The organism is Amycolatopsis sp. M39, assembly GCF_001651785.1.
In the GTDB taxonomy this organism is placed as follows: Bacteria; Actinomycetota; Actinomycetes; order Mycobacteriales; family Pseudonocardiaceae; genus Amycolatopsis; species Amycolatopsis rubida.
This window is the reverse complement of sequence record NZ_LWSF01000002.1, coordinates 561,378-578,619: the sequence shown is the minus strand read 5'-3', so window position 1 is coordinate 578,619 and position 17,242 is coordinate 561,378. Positions and strand designations below refer to the sequence as shown.

11 protein-coding genes and 1 tRNA gene are annotated in these 17,242 nt (G+C 68.2%); 7 read left to right on the top strand and 5 right to left on the bottom strand.

What is annotated here, in order from left to right:
- The first annotated feature begins 12 nt into the window (after positions 1-12).
- Positions 13-1,338 (top strand): MFS transporter, encoded by a 1,326-nt coding sequence (locus A4R44_RS07500; RefSeq protein WP_067577590.1) that lies wholly within the window; start codon positions 13-15, stop codon positions 1,336-1,338.
- A 135-nt stretch (positions 1,339-1,473) separates the two neighbouring features.
- Here A4R44_RS07500 and A4R44_RS07495 read toward each other — a convergent pair.
- Positions 1,474-1,544: transfer RNA gene (locus tag A4R44_RS07495), tRNA-Gly, on the bottom strand.
- Positions 1,545-1,658: 114 nt separating this feature from the next.
- On the opposite strand from A4R44_RS07495, the gene A4R44_RS07490 reads away from it, so the two are divergent.
- Both A4R44_RS07490 and dcd read left to right on the top strand, forming a co-directional pair.
- Positions 1,659-2,831 (top strand): oxygenase MpaB family protein, encoded by a 1,173-nt coding sequence (locus A4R44_RS07490; protein WP_067577588.1) that lies wholly within the window; start codon positions 1,659-1,661, stop codon positions 2,829-2,831.
- 9 nt (positions 2,832-2,840) lie between these two features.
- A complete protein-coding gene (dcd, locus tag A4R44_RS07485; protein ID WP_037354328.1) occupies positions 2,841-3,422 on the top strand; it encodes a dCTP deaminase in 582 nt (193 codons plus the stop codon).
- 3 nt (positions 3,423-3,425) lie between these two features.
- On the opposite strand, the gene A4R44_RS07480 is transcribed toward dcd, so the two are convergent.
- Positions 3,426-4,616, bottom strand: coding sequence for an NAD(P)/FAD-dependent oxidoreductase (locus A4R44_RS07480; protein ID WP_067577586.1), 1,191 nt, complete (start codon positions 4,614-4,616; stop codon positions 3,426-3,428).
- A gap of 71 nt (positions 4,617-4,687) precedes the next feature.
- On the opposite strand from A4R44_RS07480, the gene A4R44_RS07475 reads away from it, so the two are divergent.
- The 4 genes from A4R44_RS07475 (at position 4,688) to A4R44_RS07460 (ending at position 12,755) form a co-directional block, all read left to right on the top strand.
- Complete coding sequence (locus tag A4R44_RS07475; protein ID WP_067577584.1) at positions 4,688-5,158, top strand: MarR family winged helix-turn-helix transcriptional regulator; 471 nt, start codon at positions 4,688-4,690, stop codon at positions 5,156-5,158.
- 63 nt (positions 5,159-5,221) lie between these two features.
- Positions 5,222-9,208, top strand: coding sequence for a DUF11 domain-containing protein (locus A4R44_RS07470; protein WP_067577581.1), 3,987 nt, complete (start codon positions 5,222-5,224; stop codon positions 9,206-9,208).
- Between the two features lie 174 nt (positions 9,209-9,382).
- Positions 9,383-11,974 (top strand): rifamycin-inactivating phosphotransferase, encoded by a 2,592-nt coding sequence (gene rph / locus A4R44_RS07465; protein ID WP_067577579.1) that lies wholly within the window; start codon positions 9,383-9,385, stop codon positions 11,972-11,974.
- A gap of 103 nt (positions 11,975-12,077) precedes the next feature.
- Entirely contained in the window at positions 12,078-12,755 is a 678-nt protein-coding gene (locus A4R44_RS07460; protein ID WP_198545197.1) for a CAP domain-containing protein, read from the top strand.
- Here the strand turns inward: A4R44_RS07460 and A4R44_RS07455 are convergent.
- The 3 genes from A4R44_RS07455 to A4R44_RS07445 all read right to left on the bottom strand — a co-directional run bounded on the left by A4R44_RS07455 (position 12,749) and on the right by A4R44_RS07445 (position 17,111).
- The gene (locus A4R44_RS07455) at positions 12,749-13,741 is read right to left on the bottom strand and encodes a cation diffusion facilitator family transporter (RefSeq protein ID WP_067577575.1); all 993 of its coding nucleotides are present in this window, start codon (positions 13,739-13,741) and stop codon (positions 12,749-12,751) included. The genes A4R44_RS07460 and A4R44_RS07455 overlap by 7 nt on opposite strands.
- Before the next feature lie 10 nt (positions 13,742-13,751).
- Entirely contained in the window at positions 13,752-14,687 is a 936-nt protein-coding gene (locus A4R44_RS07450) for a hypothetical protein (RefSeq protein WP_067577573.1), read from the bottom strand.
- A 132-nt stretch (positions 14,688-14,819) separates the two neighbouring features.
- Positions 14,820-17,111, bottom strand: a complete 2,292-nt coding sequence (locus A4R44_RS07445; RefSeq protein ID WP_067577571.1) for a (Fe-S)-binding protein — start codon at positions 17,109-17,111, stop codon at positions 14,820-14,822.
- Between the last annotated feature and the right edge of the window lie 131 nt (positions 17,112-17,242).

The following is a 17,242-nucleotide window of genomic DNA, read 5'->3' as shown; positions in this document are numbered from 1 at the left end:
AAGGACTCCTTCATGAAACCGGTCGTCACCACCACCGCGGTGTCCGCGCGCACCTGGCGCAAAGTCGGCCTGCGGATCATCCCGCTCATCGGCGTCGCATACGTCATGAGTTACGTCGACCGCGCGAATCTCGGCTACATCGCGGGTCCGATGTCGCGCGATCTGCACCTCGACAGCGGGCAGCTCGGTCTCGCCGCGGGGCTGTTCTTCATCGGCTACGTCATCGTCGAGGTGCCGAGCAACCTCGCGCTGCGACGGTTCGGCGCGCGCAAGTGGATCACCCGGATCATGCTCACCTGGGGCCTGGTCACCGGAGCCACGGCGGCGGTCGGCTCGGCAGGTTCGCTGTACGCGGCGCGGTTGCTGCTCGGGTTCGCGGAGGCCGGGCTGGCGGCCGGGATCCTGCTGTATCTGACCTACTGGTTCCCGCGGCGGCAGCGATCCTGGGCGCTGACCGGATTCTTCCTGATGATTCCGGTGTCTTCGATCGTCGGTTCTCCGCTCGCGGCGGCGCTGCTGGAGTGGGGGCGGCACCTGTTCGGCATCGCGGGCTGGCGCTCGCTGTTCCTCGTCGAAGGCGCGGTCACCATTCTCATCGGCGTGCTGATCTTCGCCTTCCTGCCCGACCGGCCCGCCGACGCGCGCTGGCTCGGCGAAGCGGAAAAGGCGGCGCTGGAAGAAACCCTGGCCGCGGAGACCGACGAGCAGCGCGGGCACGGTGCGCTGACCGGACTGCGCCAGGCGCTGACCAGCGGCCGGGTGTGGGCGCTCGCGACGGCGTTCTTCGCGATCGTGTTCGGGTTGTACCCGCTCGCGTTCTTCCTGCCGACGATGATCGCCACGATCACGCACGGCGTCGGCGGTGCGGCGGAGATCGGGAGCGTGCTGCTGTCCGGCATCCCCTACGTGGTCGCGGCGCTCGCGATGCTGGCCTGGGTACGCTTCGCGGGCCGCCGATCCGCCGTCACGGCCACCGCGGTGCCGATGGCAGTCGGCGCGGCCGGGTTGCTGCTCGCGACGTTCGCGGGAAACGGCGCGTTGTTCATCGTGGCGGTCTGCCTGAGCGTGGCCGGGATCTACACCGCGATGCCGCAGTTCTGGCGCATCCCGGCGATCGGCCTGACCGGCACCGCGGCGGCGTCGGGGATCGCGTTGATCAACTCGGTCAGCAACCTCAGCGGATTCGTCGGCCCGTACTTCACCGGCGCGATCAAAACCGCGACCGGGAGCTTCACCTTCGCCCTGCTGGCGATCGCCGCGATCATGGTCGCCGGTCTCGCCGTGCTGCTGACAGCAGGCCGCCGGATGGAGCGCCTCGACGGCCACCTGATCCCGTGAAGACGGGGTGACCTCCAGCACGGCACCACCGTCGGCTCGCTCGCGGGTTAATGGCACGACGGGAATCGCGGAGTGTCCAAGAGGAAAGCCCCAGGTCCTAAGTGGACATCCACTGACCTGGGGCTTTCGCAGGAGAGCGGATGACGGGAATCGAACCCGCGTATTCAGCTTGGGAAGCTGATGTTCTACCATTGAACTACATCCGCAGTGCTCCGCCAGCATACACAACCACGGCACTCCCCTGTCCAGCGGGCCACGCCTTGACGCTCCCCCGGCAAAGTGACAACACTTGTTGTCGACCCACGCTGCGGAGGTGCGCGATGGACGACCCCGAGATGTTCCGCCAAGGCGGGTTCCGGCTGGCAGCCCGGACCCGAGGCGCCACCGCCGACGAAACCCAGCTCAACCGGCTCCGCGGCTTCGCGCAGCAGGAAGACGCCCTTGCCGACGCGGTCGTCGAGTGGCTGCACCGGGAACCCCACCACCAGAGCCGAGTCGACCGGGCGCTGGCCGGGGACCAAGTCCCGCCGGAACTGGCCGCCTTCGTCGAGCAGGTCGAAGCCACCCCGTACTGGGTCGATCACCGGCGGCTCGTCAGCGGCGCGAAGGCGATCACGCGGGCCGGGCTGCTCGGGCTCTTCCCGCTTGGCGACATGTCGCTGATGGGTGGCTACCTGGCTTCACGTGCGACGAAATCCCTGGTCGGAACCGGGGAAATCGAGCACCGGGCACCGCGGCGGCTGGTCGAGACCGCGGCGTGGTGGATTGACGTCACCACGCCAGGGGCGCTAGAGAAGCACGGCACCGGTTATCAAGCCGCGCTGAGGATCCGGTTGGTGCACGCGCACGTCCGGCGCGCGATGAACAACCGGCCCGACTGGGATTACGAGCGGTGGGACCGGCCGGTCAATCAGGTCCAGACCGCGGGCACTCTTCTGCTCTTCTCGCTCGTCTACGTCTTCGGCACGCAGCTGCTCGGCCTCCGCTACACCGCCCGCGAGAAGGCCGACATCCTGCATCTTTGGCGCTACGTCGGCTGGCTGATGGGCGTCGCCGACGAACTGCTGCCCGCCGACGAGGACGACGCTTGGCGGTTGCTCTGGATGCTCGCCGCCACCGAGTTCATCCCCGACGACGACTCCAAACGGCTCGCCCGCGCCCTCGTCGATACGCACGCGGCGATCGGCGAGGGGCGCGGGGCCGCCGGCAAGGTGCTCGCGCAGGTGAACGTCGGCGTGCACTCCGCGATCAGCCGGCTCGTGCTCGGGCGGGACAACGCCGACTTTCTCGGGCTGCCGGACAACCCGGTCGCGCAGGCCGCGGTGCTCGCCGCCGCGGGGGTGAATTACGCGGCGGAGACGGTCCGGCAGCTCGTGCCCGGCGCGACTGCGCTGCAGGAAGCGCTCGGCGCGTTCGGGCGGCGGCGGTACCTCAAGCGGATGGACGCGGTGTTCGGACGGAGGGGTGCCCCGGCCGCGTTACCCGCCCGATAGGCTGCATCCGTGCTGCTCAGTGACCGTGACCTCCGCAAAGAGCTCGACGCCGACCGCCTCGGCATCGACCCCTTCGACCCTGCCATGGTCCAGCCGTCCAGCATCGACGTCCGGCTCGACCGGTACTTCCGGGTCTTCGACAACAGCAAATACACCCACATCGACCCGCAGCTGCAGCAGGACGAGCTGACCTCGCTGGTCGAAAAAGAGGGCGACGAGCCGTTCGTGCTGCACCCCGGCGAGTTCGTGCTCGGCTCCACGTTCGAGCAGGTCCGGCTCGCCGACGACCTCGCCGGACGGCTTGAGGGCAAATCCTCGCTTGGCCGCCTCGGGCTGCTCACCCACTCCACCGCGGGCTTCATCGACCCCGGCTTCTCCGGGCACATCACGCTCGAACTGTCGAACGTCGCGAACCTGCCGATCACGCTGTGGCCGGGGATGAAAATCGGCCAGCTGTGCATTTTCCGGCTGTCCAGCTCGGCGGAATTCCCGTACGGCTCCAGCGAGGCCGGCTCCCGCTACCAGGGGCAGCGCGGGCCGACGCCGAGCCGCGCGTACAAGAACTTTCATCGCGTCGACACCTGGCGCTGAGCCTCACGACACCGGGGCCGCCCAGTCGATCCGGTGCTCCCACATGAACCGGTTCGGGTCGTCGGTGGCGGGTTTGCGCATCGCGCGCGTGATGAAGAAGTCCCGAAGCACCCGGCCCACTGGTCCAGGGGCCTTGGCGTCGCCGTTGCGTTTGCCTTGGGCCACAACAGCTTCCACTCGCTCGCGGCGCAACGCCTCGAAGGTGGGCAACGCGGCTGCCGGGTTCGAGACGTCGCGCAGGCACATCGCGAGCGTCACCGCGTCCTCGATCGCCATCGCCGCACCCTGACCGGCCGCCGGTGACGTCGCGTGCGCGGCGTCGCCGATGAGGCCGATCCGGCCGCGCTGCCACACCGGGACCGTCGGGAAGTCGTACGTCGCCCAGGGTTCGTAGATGTTTTCGCTGGCCTCGATGATCGCGGTGGCCGGGGTGCGGTCCGGGCGGGCTAGGTCGAGCAGCCGCTTCCGCCAGCCGGGACCGCGCATCGCGGCAAGGTCGGATTCCGTCGGCTCGCTGGCGTGCGGCACGTTCGCGAACCACCAGACCGCACCGTCCGGGGCGAGCACGTGTGCGAAGAACGCCTTGCGGCCGAACGTCATGTGCAGGACGCCCGGCTCGTCGTCGAGGTCGAGTCCGCGCGCGAAACCGCCGGTGTTGAGCAGCGGTACGTATCGCGGCGACGGAGCGGAGGGATCCAGGATCCGGCGGACTGTCGACCGTAGCCCGTCCGCGCCGATCAGCAGGTCGCCGTGGGCTTTCGTGCCGTCGGCGAAGACCGCGGTGACACCGTCCGCCGTCTGCTGGGCGTCAGTCAGCCGCTTGCCGAACTCCGTGGGCACGCCGCGTCTGACCGCTTCGTCGCGCAACGCCACGTAGAGATCGGAGCGCAGGACGGTCTGGCTCACCGTGCCGTCCGGCAGCGCCCCGCCGAGCGGGAACTCGCTGAGCCTGCGGCCGTTGCCGAGCCCGAGAGTCATCCGCGGAGTGTCGAAACCCAGGTCTTTGACCAGCGGCTTCAGTCCTAACGGCGTCAGCGCGTCGAGACCGTTCACGGCGAGTGTCAGGAACGCGCCGACGCCCTCCGCGCTGCGGTCGTACGCCTCGTACAGGACCGGTTCGTGCCCCACCTCGTGCAGCGCGATCGCGGTGATCGCCCCCGCGATGCCCCCGCCCGCGATCAAAACTCGTGTCATGGTTCGCCCTTTCGAATATCTTGAAAAGTAATTCGTTCTATCGAACTAAATACTCCGCTAGACTCCGGGGCATGTCAAGCGAACGCGAGGATCTGGTCGCTGAGCTGCTGCTTCGTTCCCGCAAGCTGTCGACCGAGACGGTCATGTTCCATGCCGCCATCGCCGAGCAGAACGGGCTCTCGGCGGTCGAAAGCAAGGTCACCGACTACCTCGCCCGGCTCGGCCCGCTCACACCGAAGGAACTGGCCGAGTACGCCGGGCTCGCGCCCGCGTCGGTCACCGCGCTGGTCGACCGGCTTGAGCGCAAGGGCGTCGTCAACCGGATGCCGCATCCGGACGACCGGCGGAAAGTCCTCGTCCGGGTCGACCCGGCGAACGTCGAACGCGCCGCGCCGCTGTGGGACTTCATTGTCGCCGCGATGAAGTCGATCGCGGCCGGCTACTCCGACGAGCAACTCCAAACGGTGATCGGTTTCCTCGATCAGGCGGCGGCGATCACCCACGAGTCAACCGTGCGTCTCACCCATCGCTCAGCGGAGTGAGGTAATCCCACTGCCGGGTAGGAAATCGCCGCGACGTCACCGGATGGTGGAAAACTTGCCCGCATGGTTTCGGCCGGGAAACGTCTGCTCTTAGTCCTCGGCCTGGTGGCCACTCTGCTGACCCCCGCGGCGTATGCGACGCCCCGGCCAACGCAGGAATTGCAGGTCACGGCGGTCGCCGAACCACATCGGGTGCACGCTGGCGACCAGGTGGAGTTCACGGTGAGCGTGACGAATCCGGCTTCCGTCCCAGCGTCCGATGTGGACGTAGCGGACGAGCGGAACCCGCAGTGCGGCAAGAAGATCGGGACCCTGGCTCCGGGTGCCAGCACGCGTTATCACTGCACGTTCGCCGCGCCGGAGAAGGGGTTCGTCGCCACGGTCAAAGTGACGGGCGTGGGCGCCGGCGGGGAGAAACTGTCGGCCTCGGCGAGCAGCAACGTCGATGTCCTCCGTCCGGCCGTGACGTTGAGTCAACAGGTCGACAAACCGGCTTACCGCGCTGGCGATCAGGCGACCTTCACGCTCAAGACCGCCAACACCGGCGACGTTCCGCTGCACGACGTGACCATCGCCGACCCAGCGGTCCCCTCGTGCGCACGCACCATCGGATCCCTCGCGCCGGGGCAATCGGTGGTGGGCATCTGCACGGCGACTGTGCCGTTGCCGGGCGGAGCCAGCGCGACGGTGAAGGGGATCGACCCGCTGGGCAAGGTCGTCAGCTCGACCGCGGCCGCCAAAGTCCCGCTCATCGCGCCCGCGATCTCCGTTTCGAAGGAGGCCGTCCCGCCGGTGGTGCACGGCGGGGACCAGGTCACTTGGAAAGTCACCGTGCGCAACACCGGCGACAGTTTGCTCAACCCGGTCGACGTCACCGACGACACGACGCCGGAGTGCTCGCGGTCCTTCGGAGGACTCACTCCGGGTGCCCAGCAGACCTACTCCTGCACCGCGAAACCCGCGCTCACCACCACAAACAGCGTCACCGCCACGGGCACGGACGCCACTGGCCGACCAGTCACGGCCAAGTCCTCGGCCACTGTCACGGTGATCCATCCGGCCTTGTCGGTCACCGCTGCCGCCGCCCCTGCGCAGGTGCGCGAAGGGGACCGTGTCACCTTCGCCGTCACCGTGCGCAATACCGGTGATGTGCCGCTCGACGACGTCGCGGTGGCCGACGACAGCGCGCCCGGCTGCGTGCGCAAGTTCGACACCATGGCACCCAATGCGGTCGAGACGTACAAGTGCGAACAGTTAGCCCCGGCGGACGACGTGACGAATACCGTTGTCGCGACTGGTAAAGATCAGCTCGGAACGACACAACGCGCAACCGCGGAGGCGCGGGTCGACGTAGTTCACCCCGCGCTGGAGGCGGCCGTCGCCGCCGCGCCCGCGCAGGTGCGTGAGGGGGACCGTGTCACCTTTACCGTCACGGTAAGCAACACCGGCGACGCCGAGTTCCATGACGTCACGGTGGCAGACGACCAGGTCTCGGAATGCGCGCGAACCCTCGGAACTGTTGCCGCGCAAGGAAAGCAGGCCTTCACCTGCACCACGGTCGCCGGAACGCGGGGCGTCACGAACGACCTGACCGTCACTGGCACCGACCCGACCGGCCGCCCGGCCACGGCAAAGGCGAGCGCATCGTTCACCGTGCAGCACCCGGCGGTCACCTTGACCGCGACTGTCCAAGGTGGACCGTTCCGCGAAAACGACGCCATCGCTGTCCATGTCGTCGTGACGAACGCCGGCGACGTGCCGCTCAACGGACTGGCCGTCACCGCCATGGCCCGTGCCGAAGGCTGCGCACAACAGCACGACACGCTTGCTCCCGGAGCCAACTGGACCTTCGACTGTGCCACGACCGCGCCGGGGGCTGACGTGACCGAAGCACTACAGGTCACGGCGAAACCGCCAGTCGGAGCACCGGTCGCGGCGGCAGCAGAGGCGGCGATCGACGTCATCCACCCGCTCGTCACGCTCGCGCAGAGCGTGGCGCCGGCCGTCGTGCGCCCGGGCGAGCCCGCGACGTTCACCGTGACCGTCACCAACGCTGGCGACACCGAACTCCACGACATCCAGGTCGCCGACCCGAATGTCCCGGAATGCGCGAAGCGAATAGGAACCCTTGCCCCGCAGGCAAAGCAAACCTACCCCTGCGCCCGGACCGCGACTGACGACCTCGCTAGCGACGCGACGGTCACCGGCACTGACCCGTCCGGCCGTCCGGTCACCGCGAACGCGAGCGCGCACGTCGACGTCATCCACCCCGCCGTCCAGCTCACCCAGACAGTCGCGCCGACGCAGGTGCGCGAGGGGGACCAAGTCACCTTCACCGTCACCGTGCGCAACAGCGGAGACGTCCCGCTGACGAAGGCGTCCATTGTGGACGAAAAGACCCCCGGCTGCGCCCGCGACTTCCCCACTCTGGCCCCCGGAGAAGAACAGCGCTACACCTGCGCCACCAAAGCCGGGAGTGACGGCTACTCGAACACCGTGAAGGTGACCGCCGCAGACCCGATCGGCGGCACGGCAACCGCCACGGCGGATGCCGCGTTCACCGTCGTGCACCCAGGATTGTCGTTGACGAAGACCGTCCACGGCGGCCCCTTCCGCGCAGGCGACCCGGTCACCTTCACCATCACCGCGACCAACACCGGCGACGCCCCGCTGACCGCCGTCAAGGTCGCCGACCAGGGCCCGTGCGCGAAAGCCCTCGACCCGCTCGCCCCGAAAGCGAACAAGGCCTACGACTGCACCATCCCCGCCCCCGCCGACGACGCGGTCAGCACCGCGCACGTGACCGGCACCCCGCCGGTCGGTCCGCCGCTCACTGCCTCCGCCGACGCGCACATCGACGTGATCCATCCCGCGCTCACCGTGATGACCTCGGCGAGCCCGACCGTCGCGCGGGCTGGCGACACGCTCACCGCGACGGTCTCCGTCACCAACACCGGCGACGTCCCGCTCACGGCGGTGACCAGTGCTGATCCCGCGTGTCCGAAGAAGTTCGACCGCCTCGAACCTGGTGCCGCGCAGAGCTACCCATGCACGGTGAAGGCCAAACCGGACGACTTCGCCATCCTCGCCACCCTGACCGGCACCGACCCGACGAACCGCCCGGTCACCGCGTCCGGCTCGGCGAAGATCGACGTCATCCACCCGGAGATCGCGATCATGAAGGACGCCCAGCCCTACGAGGTGCGCCAGGGCGACAAGGTCACCTTCTCGCTGCTGGTCCGCAACGTCGGCGACGTCCCGCTGACCGCGGTGTCCGTTGTGGACGATCGAACTCCGGCCTGCGCGCACCAGATCCCAAGCCTGGCTCCGGACGCTCAACTTGAGTACCAGTGCTCGATCACCGCAGGTCCGGCCGGGTTCACGAATACCGCGAAGGTGACCGGCACCGACCCGACACAGCGGACGGTGAGCGCTTCGGCCCAGGCGTCGTTCAGGGTGAACAAGCCCGCGCTGGCCGTGGCCAAGCACGCCAACGGCAGCGCATACCGAGCCGACGACGCGGTGCCGTTCGAGATCGTGCTGACCAACACCGGCGACCAGCCGTTGCACGACGTACGGGTGGCTGGCGACCCTGCCTGTGCGCACGTCTTCGCCGAGTTGCCGGTCGGCGGAACCCAGCGCTATCAGTGCGTGGCCTCGGCAAGCGCCGCCCCGGTCACCGCGACCGCGGCCGCCCCGTGGGGCCCGCCGGTCACCGCGACCGGGAAAGCGGGCTTCGCGGTGCTTCACCCGGCGTTGGACCTGCGCCGCGAGCACCTGGAGCAGCCGATCCGGCCGGGTGACCCGGTGACGTACGTGAGCACCCTGCGCAATACCGGGGACGCACTCTTGCACGAGGTGGCCGTTCGCGCCGCGGACCCGGCCTGCTCGTTCACCGTCACCCAGCTGGCCCCTGGCGAACAGCTCACCCGAGCTTGCACGCTTTCCGCTCGCGGGGACGGCACCACGACAACCACCGCGACCGCGACTGATCAGACCGGCCGTCCGGTCACCAAGGAAGCCACCACGACGACGAAGATCGGCCCTTGAGGAAGGCAAAAGAAAAGGCAGCGAAGAACAACTCTTCCTGCCGTAATTAACTTATAACGCATTGGGGGGCTTGCCGCAAGACCCGGGTGGTACCGCAGAATCTCCAGCCGACCAGGCTGCCGCTCGACCGGCGAACGAAAGCCAGGAACGACCACAGGCGGGGGAAACGAACGAATGGGCAACTACGTGCTCGGTCTCCAGAAGATCGACCGGGAGCAGGTCGCGATCGTCGGGGGCAAGGGCGCGCATCTGGGCGAACTCGCGCGGATCGACGGGGTCCGCGTGCCGCCCGGTTTTTGCGTGACGACCGAAGCGTTCGAGCGGATCATCGCGAACGCGCCGGAACTGGCCGGGCCGCTGGAGCGGTTGGCGAAGCTGAATCCGGACGACCGGGACGCGATCAGCGAGGGTAGTGCGGAGGTTCGGCGGGCACTGGAAGCGATCGTCATCCCGGACGATCTGGCAGCGGAGATCACCGGCGCGCTGGTGGACGGACGCGCCTACGCGGTCCGGTCGAGTGCGACCGCGGAGGATCTTCCCGGGGCGTCCTTCGCCGGTCAGCAGGACACCTACCTGAATGTCCTCGGCGCGAAAGCGGTCGTGGCGCACATCAGCCGGTGCTGGGCGTCGCTGTTCACCGAACGCGCGGTGACCTACCGGCTGCGCAACGGCTTCGACCACCGGAAAGTCCACATGGCCGTGGTCGTGCAGCAGATGGTTTTCCCGCAGGCGGCCGGGGTGCTCTTCACTGCCGATCCGGTGACGTCCAACCGGAAGGTCGCCGTCGTGGAGGCCAGCTTCGGCCTCGGCGAGGCGCTGGTCTCCGGTCTGATCAACGCCGACAACTACCAGGTACGCGACGGCGCGATTGTCGACAAGGTGATCTCCGTCAAGCAGCGCGCCATCCTCGCCGTCGAGGGCGGCGGCACCGAAGAACAGGTGATCGACGCGGACCAGCGGGAACAGGCCGCGCTGACCGACGACCAGGTCCTTCGGCTGGTGGAACTCGGCCGCCGGATCGAGGCGCATTTCGGCCGCCCGCAGGACATCGAATGGTGCCTGGCCGACGACGAGTTCCAGCTCGTCCAGAGCCGCCCGATCACCACGCTGTTCCCCATCCCGGAGGCCATCGACGAGGGAAACCACGTCTACCTCTCCGTCGGCCACCAGCAGATGATGACCGACGCGATGAAGCCGCTGGGCCTGTCGGTCTGGCAGCTGACGACCCCGCGCCCGATGGCCGAGGCGGGCGGGCGGCTGTTCGCGGACGCCACCGCACTGCTGTCGGTGCCCAAGAGCCGCACCAGTTTCCTTGCCGTGGTGGGGAAATCCGATCCGCTGATGGCGGACGCACTGGAGACCGTTCTTTCCCGCGAGGGCTTCATTTCCCCGGCCGAGGACGACGGACCCGGTCAGCAGGTCCCCGGCGCCGCACCGGCCACCATCGAAACCGATCCGGCCGTCGTCACCGAACTGATCCAGCACAGCGAGGCTTCCATCGCCGCGCTGCAGCGCGAAATCGCCGCGAAGTCCGGCAGCGAGCTGCTCGACTTCCTCTTCACCGACATCGAGGAAATGCGCCGGATCCTCTTCGATCCGCGCAGCCATCAGGTGTTCACCGCGGCGATGCAGGCGTACTGGTGGCTGAACGACCATCTGCGAGAGTGGCTCGGCGAAAAGAACGTCGCCGACACGCTCACCCAGTCTGTCCCGCACAACATCACCGCGGAGATGGGCCTCGCGCTCCTCGACGTCGCGGACGTGCTCCGGACCCATCCCGAGGTCGTCGCGTTCCTCCAGGACGTCGAGGACAACGGGTTCCTGGCCGAGTTGCCCAAGCTGGCCGGCGGGGAGGAATCGCGCGCCGCGATACAGGGATACCTCGACAAGTACGGCATGCGCTGCGTCGGCGAGATCGACATTACCCGGCCGCGGTGGAGCGAACAGCCGGTCGCGCTGGTGCCGATGTTGTTGTCCAACATCAAAAACTTCGAGCCGGGGGCCGGGCACCGCCGCTTCGACCAGGGCCGCCGGGAAGCTTTGGACAAGGCGCGGGAGGTCCTGGAGCGCTTGCGCGCCTTGCCGGACGGCGAGGCGAAGGCGGAGGAAACCGAGCGGATGCTCGCGCGCGTCCGCACGTTCACCGGGTACCGCGAGTATCCGAAGTACGGCATGGTCAGCCGCTACTTCGTGTACAAGAAAGCTCTGCTGGGCGAGGCAGAGCGCCTGGTGCGGGCCGGCGTGCTCGACGAACCGGAGGACCTCTTCTTCCTGCGCTTGCGGGAATTCCAGGAGGTCGTGCGGACGAACGAGGTAGACCGCGAATTGATCCGGCAGCGCAAGGAAGCGTTCCGGTCCTACGCATCGCTGACGCCGCCCCGCGTGCTCACCTCGGACGGCGAGGCCGTTTCCGGCAGCTACCGCCGCGAAGACCTGCCCGAAGGCGCGCTGGGCGGGCTGCCGGTGTCCGCCGGGACCATCGAGGGACGCGCCCGCGTCATCCTGGATCTCGCCGACGCCGATCTCGAACCGGGCGACATCCTCGTCACGGCGTACACGGATCCGAGCTGGTCACCGCTGTTCGTGGCGATCACCGGTCTGGTGACCGAGGTCGGCGGCCAGATGACGCACGGCGCGGTGATCGCGCGGGAGTACGGCCTGCCCGCGGTCGTCGGGGTGCAGAACGCCACGCGGCTGATCAAGGACGGACAGCGGATCCGCGTCAACGGGACGGACGGGTACCTCGAAGTTCTCGACGCGCGGTAGGGGGTCTCCGGGCGCTGCGCCATTTGGAGGTAACCATCGTAATCAGTTCGTGATAGTTTCCGCGGCTGTGTCCTCCATTAGTGTGCGCGTCCGGGTCGTGAGTGTGACTCTCAGTGTTCTCTTTGGGGGCCTCGGAGCAGCCAGCGGGACTTTCGCGCTGCGCTCCGGGCATCTCGACACACTGAGCGTCGCTGTCCCGGAAACCCGCAACGGCGGCCTGTCCTCGGGTGCGTTGCGGCCGTTCGCGGTGTCGCCGGCGTCCTCCACGTCGGCGACACCGAGCAGCAGCGCGCCCGCGACTACGGCCTCGACCTCGGCCACGCCCGCGCCGCCCCCGCCGCCCGCCGAAGAGTCCAAAGAGGACACTCCGACGCGCAGCAGCGCGAAGCCGTCGCCCCAGCCGCGCAGCGCGCCGACGCTGGCGGGCCAGGTCATCGCACTGGTCAACGACGAACGGGACAAGGCGGGCTGCGATCCAGTGGCCGAGGAAGCACATCTCGGCAAAGCCGCGCAAGGGCACAGCGACGACATGTCCGAGCGTGACTACTTCTCCCACGACACCCCGGAAGGCAAGAGCTTCGCCGACCGCATCACTGACGCCGGGTACCCGAAGCCGGGCGCGGAGAACATCGCGAAGGGTGCGACCAGCGCGGACCAGGTGATGCGGATGTGGATGAACTCCAGCGGGCACCGCAAGAACATCCTCAACTGCTCGCTGAAGAAGCTGGGCGTCGGCGTCACGACGGACGGCTGGTACTGGACGCAGGACTTCGGCTACTGATTCGGCCGCGGCGGGAGGCCGTATCGGGCCAGCACTGCCGCCCGCAGCTTCGGATCCGTCCGCGGAACCGGCTCGATGAACACCTCGGAGACGTCCGGGAACCGCTCGCTCAACTCGTCCGCCAGCCGCACACAGGCGTGTTCCAGGTCGGCGGCGCCGAGCGCGTCGTCGAAGTCCACGCGGGCGCAGACCAGGACGTTGTCGGTGCCCATCAGCATGGTCTGCAGATCCACCAAGGCGTCGATCTCCGGCGCGGCGCCGAGGTGGTCCCGGATGCCGCGGACCAAGCGCGGATCCGCCTGACGGCCGACCAGCAGACCCCGGTTCGTGCTGCCGAGCAGATACGCGACGCACGCCAGCAGCACGCCGATGAGGATCGACGCGATGCCGTCCCACACGTCCGAGCCGGTCAACTGGTGCAGCCCGATCCCGGCGAACGCGAGCAGCAGACCGACCAGCGCCGCCGAGTCCTCGAAGAGCACCGTCTTGGGCGCCGGGTCGTCGATCATCCGCAGGTAAGCGAAGAACGGCCGCTGCTCGGCTTTCGCGTCGCGACGGACTTGGCGAACCGCCTGCGCCCACGAGACCGATTCGAGCGCGAAAGCCAGCGCCAGCACGATGTAGCCGACGATCGGTTTCGTTTGCTCCGAACCCTCGCCGAAGACGGTGGCAAATCCTTCGTACAGTGCGAAGACCGCACCGGAAGCGAAGATCGACACCGCGGCCAGCAGCGACCAGAAGTACCGCTCCTTGCCGTACCCGAACGGATGGCGGCGATCAGCCGGTCGCTCGGACCGTTTCAACGCGGTGAGCAGCAGCACCTCGGTGATGGTGTCGGCGACCGAATGCGCGGCCTCGGACAGCATCGCGCCCGATCCGGTGATGATGCCCGCGACGAGCTTCAGTATCGCGATGGCCAGGTTCACCCCGCCGGCCAGCACCACGGTGAGAGTGCTTTCGCCGCCGCCCTCCGATTCGTCGCTCACGCCGGAAAGACTAACTGCACTGCGGGGTGCCGCGCCTGCTGCAAGCGGCCACGATGACTACGAGCGTGCCCGCGACCAGCAACGACTGCTCAACCGTCGCGGCGAGGCCCGCATCGACGGCTGTCAGCAGACCGACCCAGCCGTACGTCACCGCGGCACCCGCGGCCAGCGAAATGGCTGGAGGACGCACACGGCTCGCGTACGCGACCACTGCCGCTTCCAACGCCAGCATGACGGCAACAGTCGGCCACGGAGGCAGGAAGCCTGTCTTCATGACGACCTGGAACGCGGTGCTTGCGAGGAGGCCGACCACGAAGCCGAGCCAACCTTTGCCGCGCACCGGTTTCGGGGCGGCCGTCAGTCGAAGAGCAGCGAACACGAGTCCAGCGGCCACGAGGAACGCACCGATCAACTGTGCGGGAGCCGCGAGGAAGTGCCCCATTTGGTAGCTCACGAAGAACGTTGCCGCGCAGCCGATGACCAACACGACGCTCCACGCCCATAGGCCAGGTCGGCGCAACCACGGCGTACGGCCGAAGAAGGCTTCCGCGATCGCGATGGGCGTCGCGATGCTCCACACCACGTGCAGCGTCACCACGTACACAGTCCACTGCCCGCCGATGCCCAGCCAAGGAATGTAGGCGGGCTTAAGCAGATCGAGACCGAGATAGTGCGGGTTGAACAGCGTCTGGGTCAGCAGTCCTTCTTCAGCGACCCCGTATGCCAGCGCCAGCGTGACGATGGTCGGCCAGCCTCGGTTCATCCGCCGCGCGACCTCGCGAATCAGCACCGCCCCGGCACCGTACAGCGTCACGAACATCGCGAACATGGCCAGCTGCCGACCGGCTTCCGGCGGGCCGGCCAGGTACTGGTCGCCGAGCAGGAACTCGGCGAAGAGCGGTGAAAGCGCGGCCAAGGCGGCGATCGCGGTCTTCCGGAATGTCATGCCGGGACAGTCGCAGCGCGCCGACCTCCGGACCCGGGCCGAACATCCTGATCTGACCCTGACAAATGTCCCGGTAACACCAACGGCCCCTGGCATCCGCGGATGCCAGGGGCCGTCGTCAGGGAGAGAACCTCAGTCGTCGCCCTCGGGCAACGGCGTTCCGGTCGGCTTCTCGTCGGTCGGGACGTCCGGCTTGGCGGACAGTTCCGCGTCCGATTCGCCCAGCGACGGCGCGCCCGAGGCGACCAGCGCCGGCTCCGGCTTGCGCTTCACCGCGGTCAGCAGCAGCTGCGCGACGTCCACGACCTCGACCTTCTCGCTCGCCATGCCGTCGCTCTGGCGCGAGGTGACGCCGTCGGTGAGCATCACGCGGCAGAACGGGCAGCCGGTGGCGATCTTCGACGGAGCGGTGCCGAGCGCCTCGTCCACGCGCTCGACGTTGATCCGCTTGCCGATCTTCTCTTCCATCCACATCCGCGCGCCGCCCGCGCCGCAGCACATCGACCGGTCGCCGTGCCGCGGCATTTCGCGCAGCTGCGCACCGGACGCGCCGACTAGCTCGCGGGGAGCGTCGTAGACCTTGTTGTGCCGGCCCAGGTAGCAGGGGTCGTGGTAGGTGACGTCCTCGGCGACGGGCGCGACCGGCGTCAGGTGCTTCTCCCGCACCAGGCGGTTCAGCAGCTGCGTGTGGTGCACGACGTCGAACTGGCCGCCCAGCTCCGGGTACTCGTTGGCGAGGGTGTTGAAGCAGTGCGCACAGGTGACGACCACCTTGCGCGCCTTGCGTTCCCGGCCCTCGAACACCGAGTTCAGCACCTCGACGTTCTGCTGCGCCAGCATCTGGAACAGGAACTCGTTGCCCGCGCGGCGAGCCGGGTCACCGGTGCAGGACTCCTCCGAGCCGAGCACGGTGTACTTGACGCCCGCGATGTGCAGCAGTTCGGCCACCGCGCGGGTGGTCTTCTTCGCGCGGTCCTCGAACGCGCCGGCACAGCCGACCCAGAACAGGTACTCCGCGTCGCCGAGGTCGCCGTCGAAGACCGGGACCTCGAAGTCGAGGTCTTCGGTCCACTGCAGCCGGTCCTTGGCGTTCTGGCCCCACGGGTTGCCCTTGTTCTCCAGGTTCTTGAACATGCCGTTCAGCTCCGTGGGGAACGACGACTCGATCATCACCTGGTAGCGGCGCATGTCGACAATGTGGTCGACGTGCTCGATGTCCACCGGGCACTGCTCGACGCAGGCACCGCAGGAGGTGCAGGACCACAGCACGTCCGGGTCGATGACGCCGCCGTCGTCGCCGATGAGCGCCTTCTCGGACTCGGCAATCGCGAGGACGTCGATGCCCGCGTACATGTTGTCGCCGGACAGGCCAACCTCATCGCCCGCCATGTCGCGCTTGCCGCCAGCGAGCAGGTACGGAGCCTTCGCGTAGGCGTGGTCGCGAAGCTGCGTGATGAGCAGCTTCGGCGACAGCGGCTTGCCGGTGTTCCACGCCGGGCACTGCGACTGGCAACGGCCGCATTCGGTGCAGGTGGAGAAGTCCAGCCAGCCCTTCCAGCTGAAGTCCTCGATCGCGCCGACACCGAAGGTGTCCTCGTCCGGGTCAGCCTCTTCGAGATCGAGCACCTTGCCCTTGCTCATCATCGGCTTGACCTTGCCGAGCGCGACGCCGCCGTCCGCTTCGCGCTTGAAGTAGATGTTGAAGAACGCGCTGAACCGGTGCCAGGCGATGCCCATGGTCATCGTGCGGGCCACGACGATCAGCCAGACGGTGGCGCTCATCAGCTTGATGAAGGCGAACACCGACACCAGCGCCGCGCTTGAGGGCAGCAGCTCGCTGAGCGGGTTCGACACGAACGCGGCCCAGGTCGGCGTCTCGTGGACGTGCATCGCGGCCTTGCCGGCGCGCACGCCGATGATGCCGATGCCCTCGACGATCACCACGGCCTCGACGAAGTAGGCCCACTTGAAGTTCGAGCCCGCGAAGCGCGACAGCCGGTCGGCGCGGCGCGGGTGGTTCAGCTGCCGGATGATCGCGAGCGCGACGCCGCCGACCACCGTGCCGACGCCGAGCAGCTCCATCAGGAGGCTCCACAGCGACCAGTCTTCGAGGATCGGCCAGCCCCAGGTCGGGACGAACACCTCGCCGTAGGCCTCGAACAGCGCGAGCGACCCGATCAGGAAGCCCCACATGACCAGCCAGTGCCACGGGGCGACCTGGCGGAACTTCGCCATGCGGGTGTGTGCCGCGAACTCCTTGACCAGGGTGATCATGCGCGGCACGAACGGGCCGTTGCGCGTCGCGTCGGGCTGGCCGAGCTTGATCACCCGCACGAAGCGGGCAATGGTCGCGATGAACATTCCCCAGGCGACGATGCCCAGGAGGACGGAGATCCCCCCGAGCGTCAGCTGTACAGCGCCCATCGTCGGGTGCCTTTCGTCCGGTGTGGTGGTGCCGCCGCGCGAGCGCGCCGGTGCCGAGCAGGGTAACGCTTCTTACTGATGGGTAACCGGTCTGGCGGCCCCAAGTCCCACCGATGTGGTGCACGCCTCGC

Bases quoted from the DNA above. Each gene is read 5' to 3' on its own strand.
- A4R44_RS07470 (WP_067577581.1), top strand. From the start codon at position 5,222: ATGGTTTCGGCCGGGAAACGTCTGCTCTTAGTCCTCGGCCTGGTGGCC.
- A4R44_RS07475 (WP_067577584.1), top strand. From the start codon at position 4,688: ATGTCAAGCGAACGCGAGGATCTGGTCGCTGAGCTGCTGCTTCGTTCC.
- A4R44_RS07480 (WP_067577586.1), bottom strand. From the start codon at position 4,616: ATGACACGAGTTTTGATCGCGGGCGGGGGCATCGCGGGGGCGATCACC.
- rph (WP_067577579.1), top strand. From the start codon at position 9,383: ATGGGCAACTACGTGCTCGGTCTCCAGAAGATCGACCGGGAGCAGGTC.
- A4R44_RS07450 (WP_067577573.1), bottom strand. From the start codon at position 14,687: ATGACATTCCGGAAGACCGCGATCGCCGCCTTGGCCGCGCTTTCACCG.
- A4R44_RS07490 (WP_067577588.1), top strand. From the start codon at position 1,659: ATGGACGACCCCGAGATGTTCCGCCAAGGCGGGTTCCGGCTGGCAGCC.
- A4R44_RS07445 (WP_067577571.1), bottom strand. From the start codon at position 17,111: ATGGGCGCTGTACAGCTGACGCTCGGGGGGATCTCCGTCCTCCTGGGC.
- A4R44_RS07500 (WP_067577590.1), top strand. From the start codon at position 13: ATGAAACCGGTCGTCACCACCACCGCGGTGTCCGCGCGCACCTGGCGC.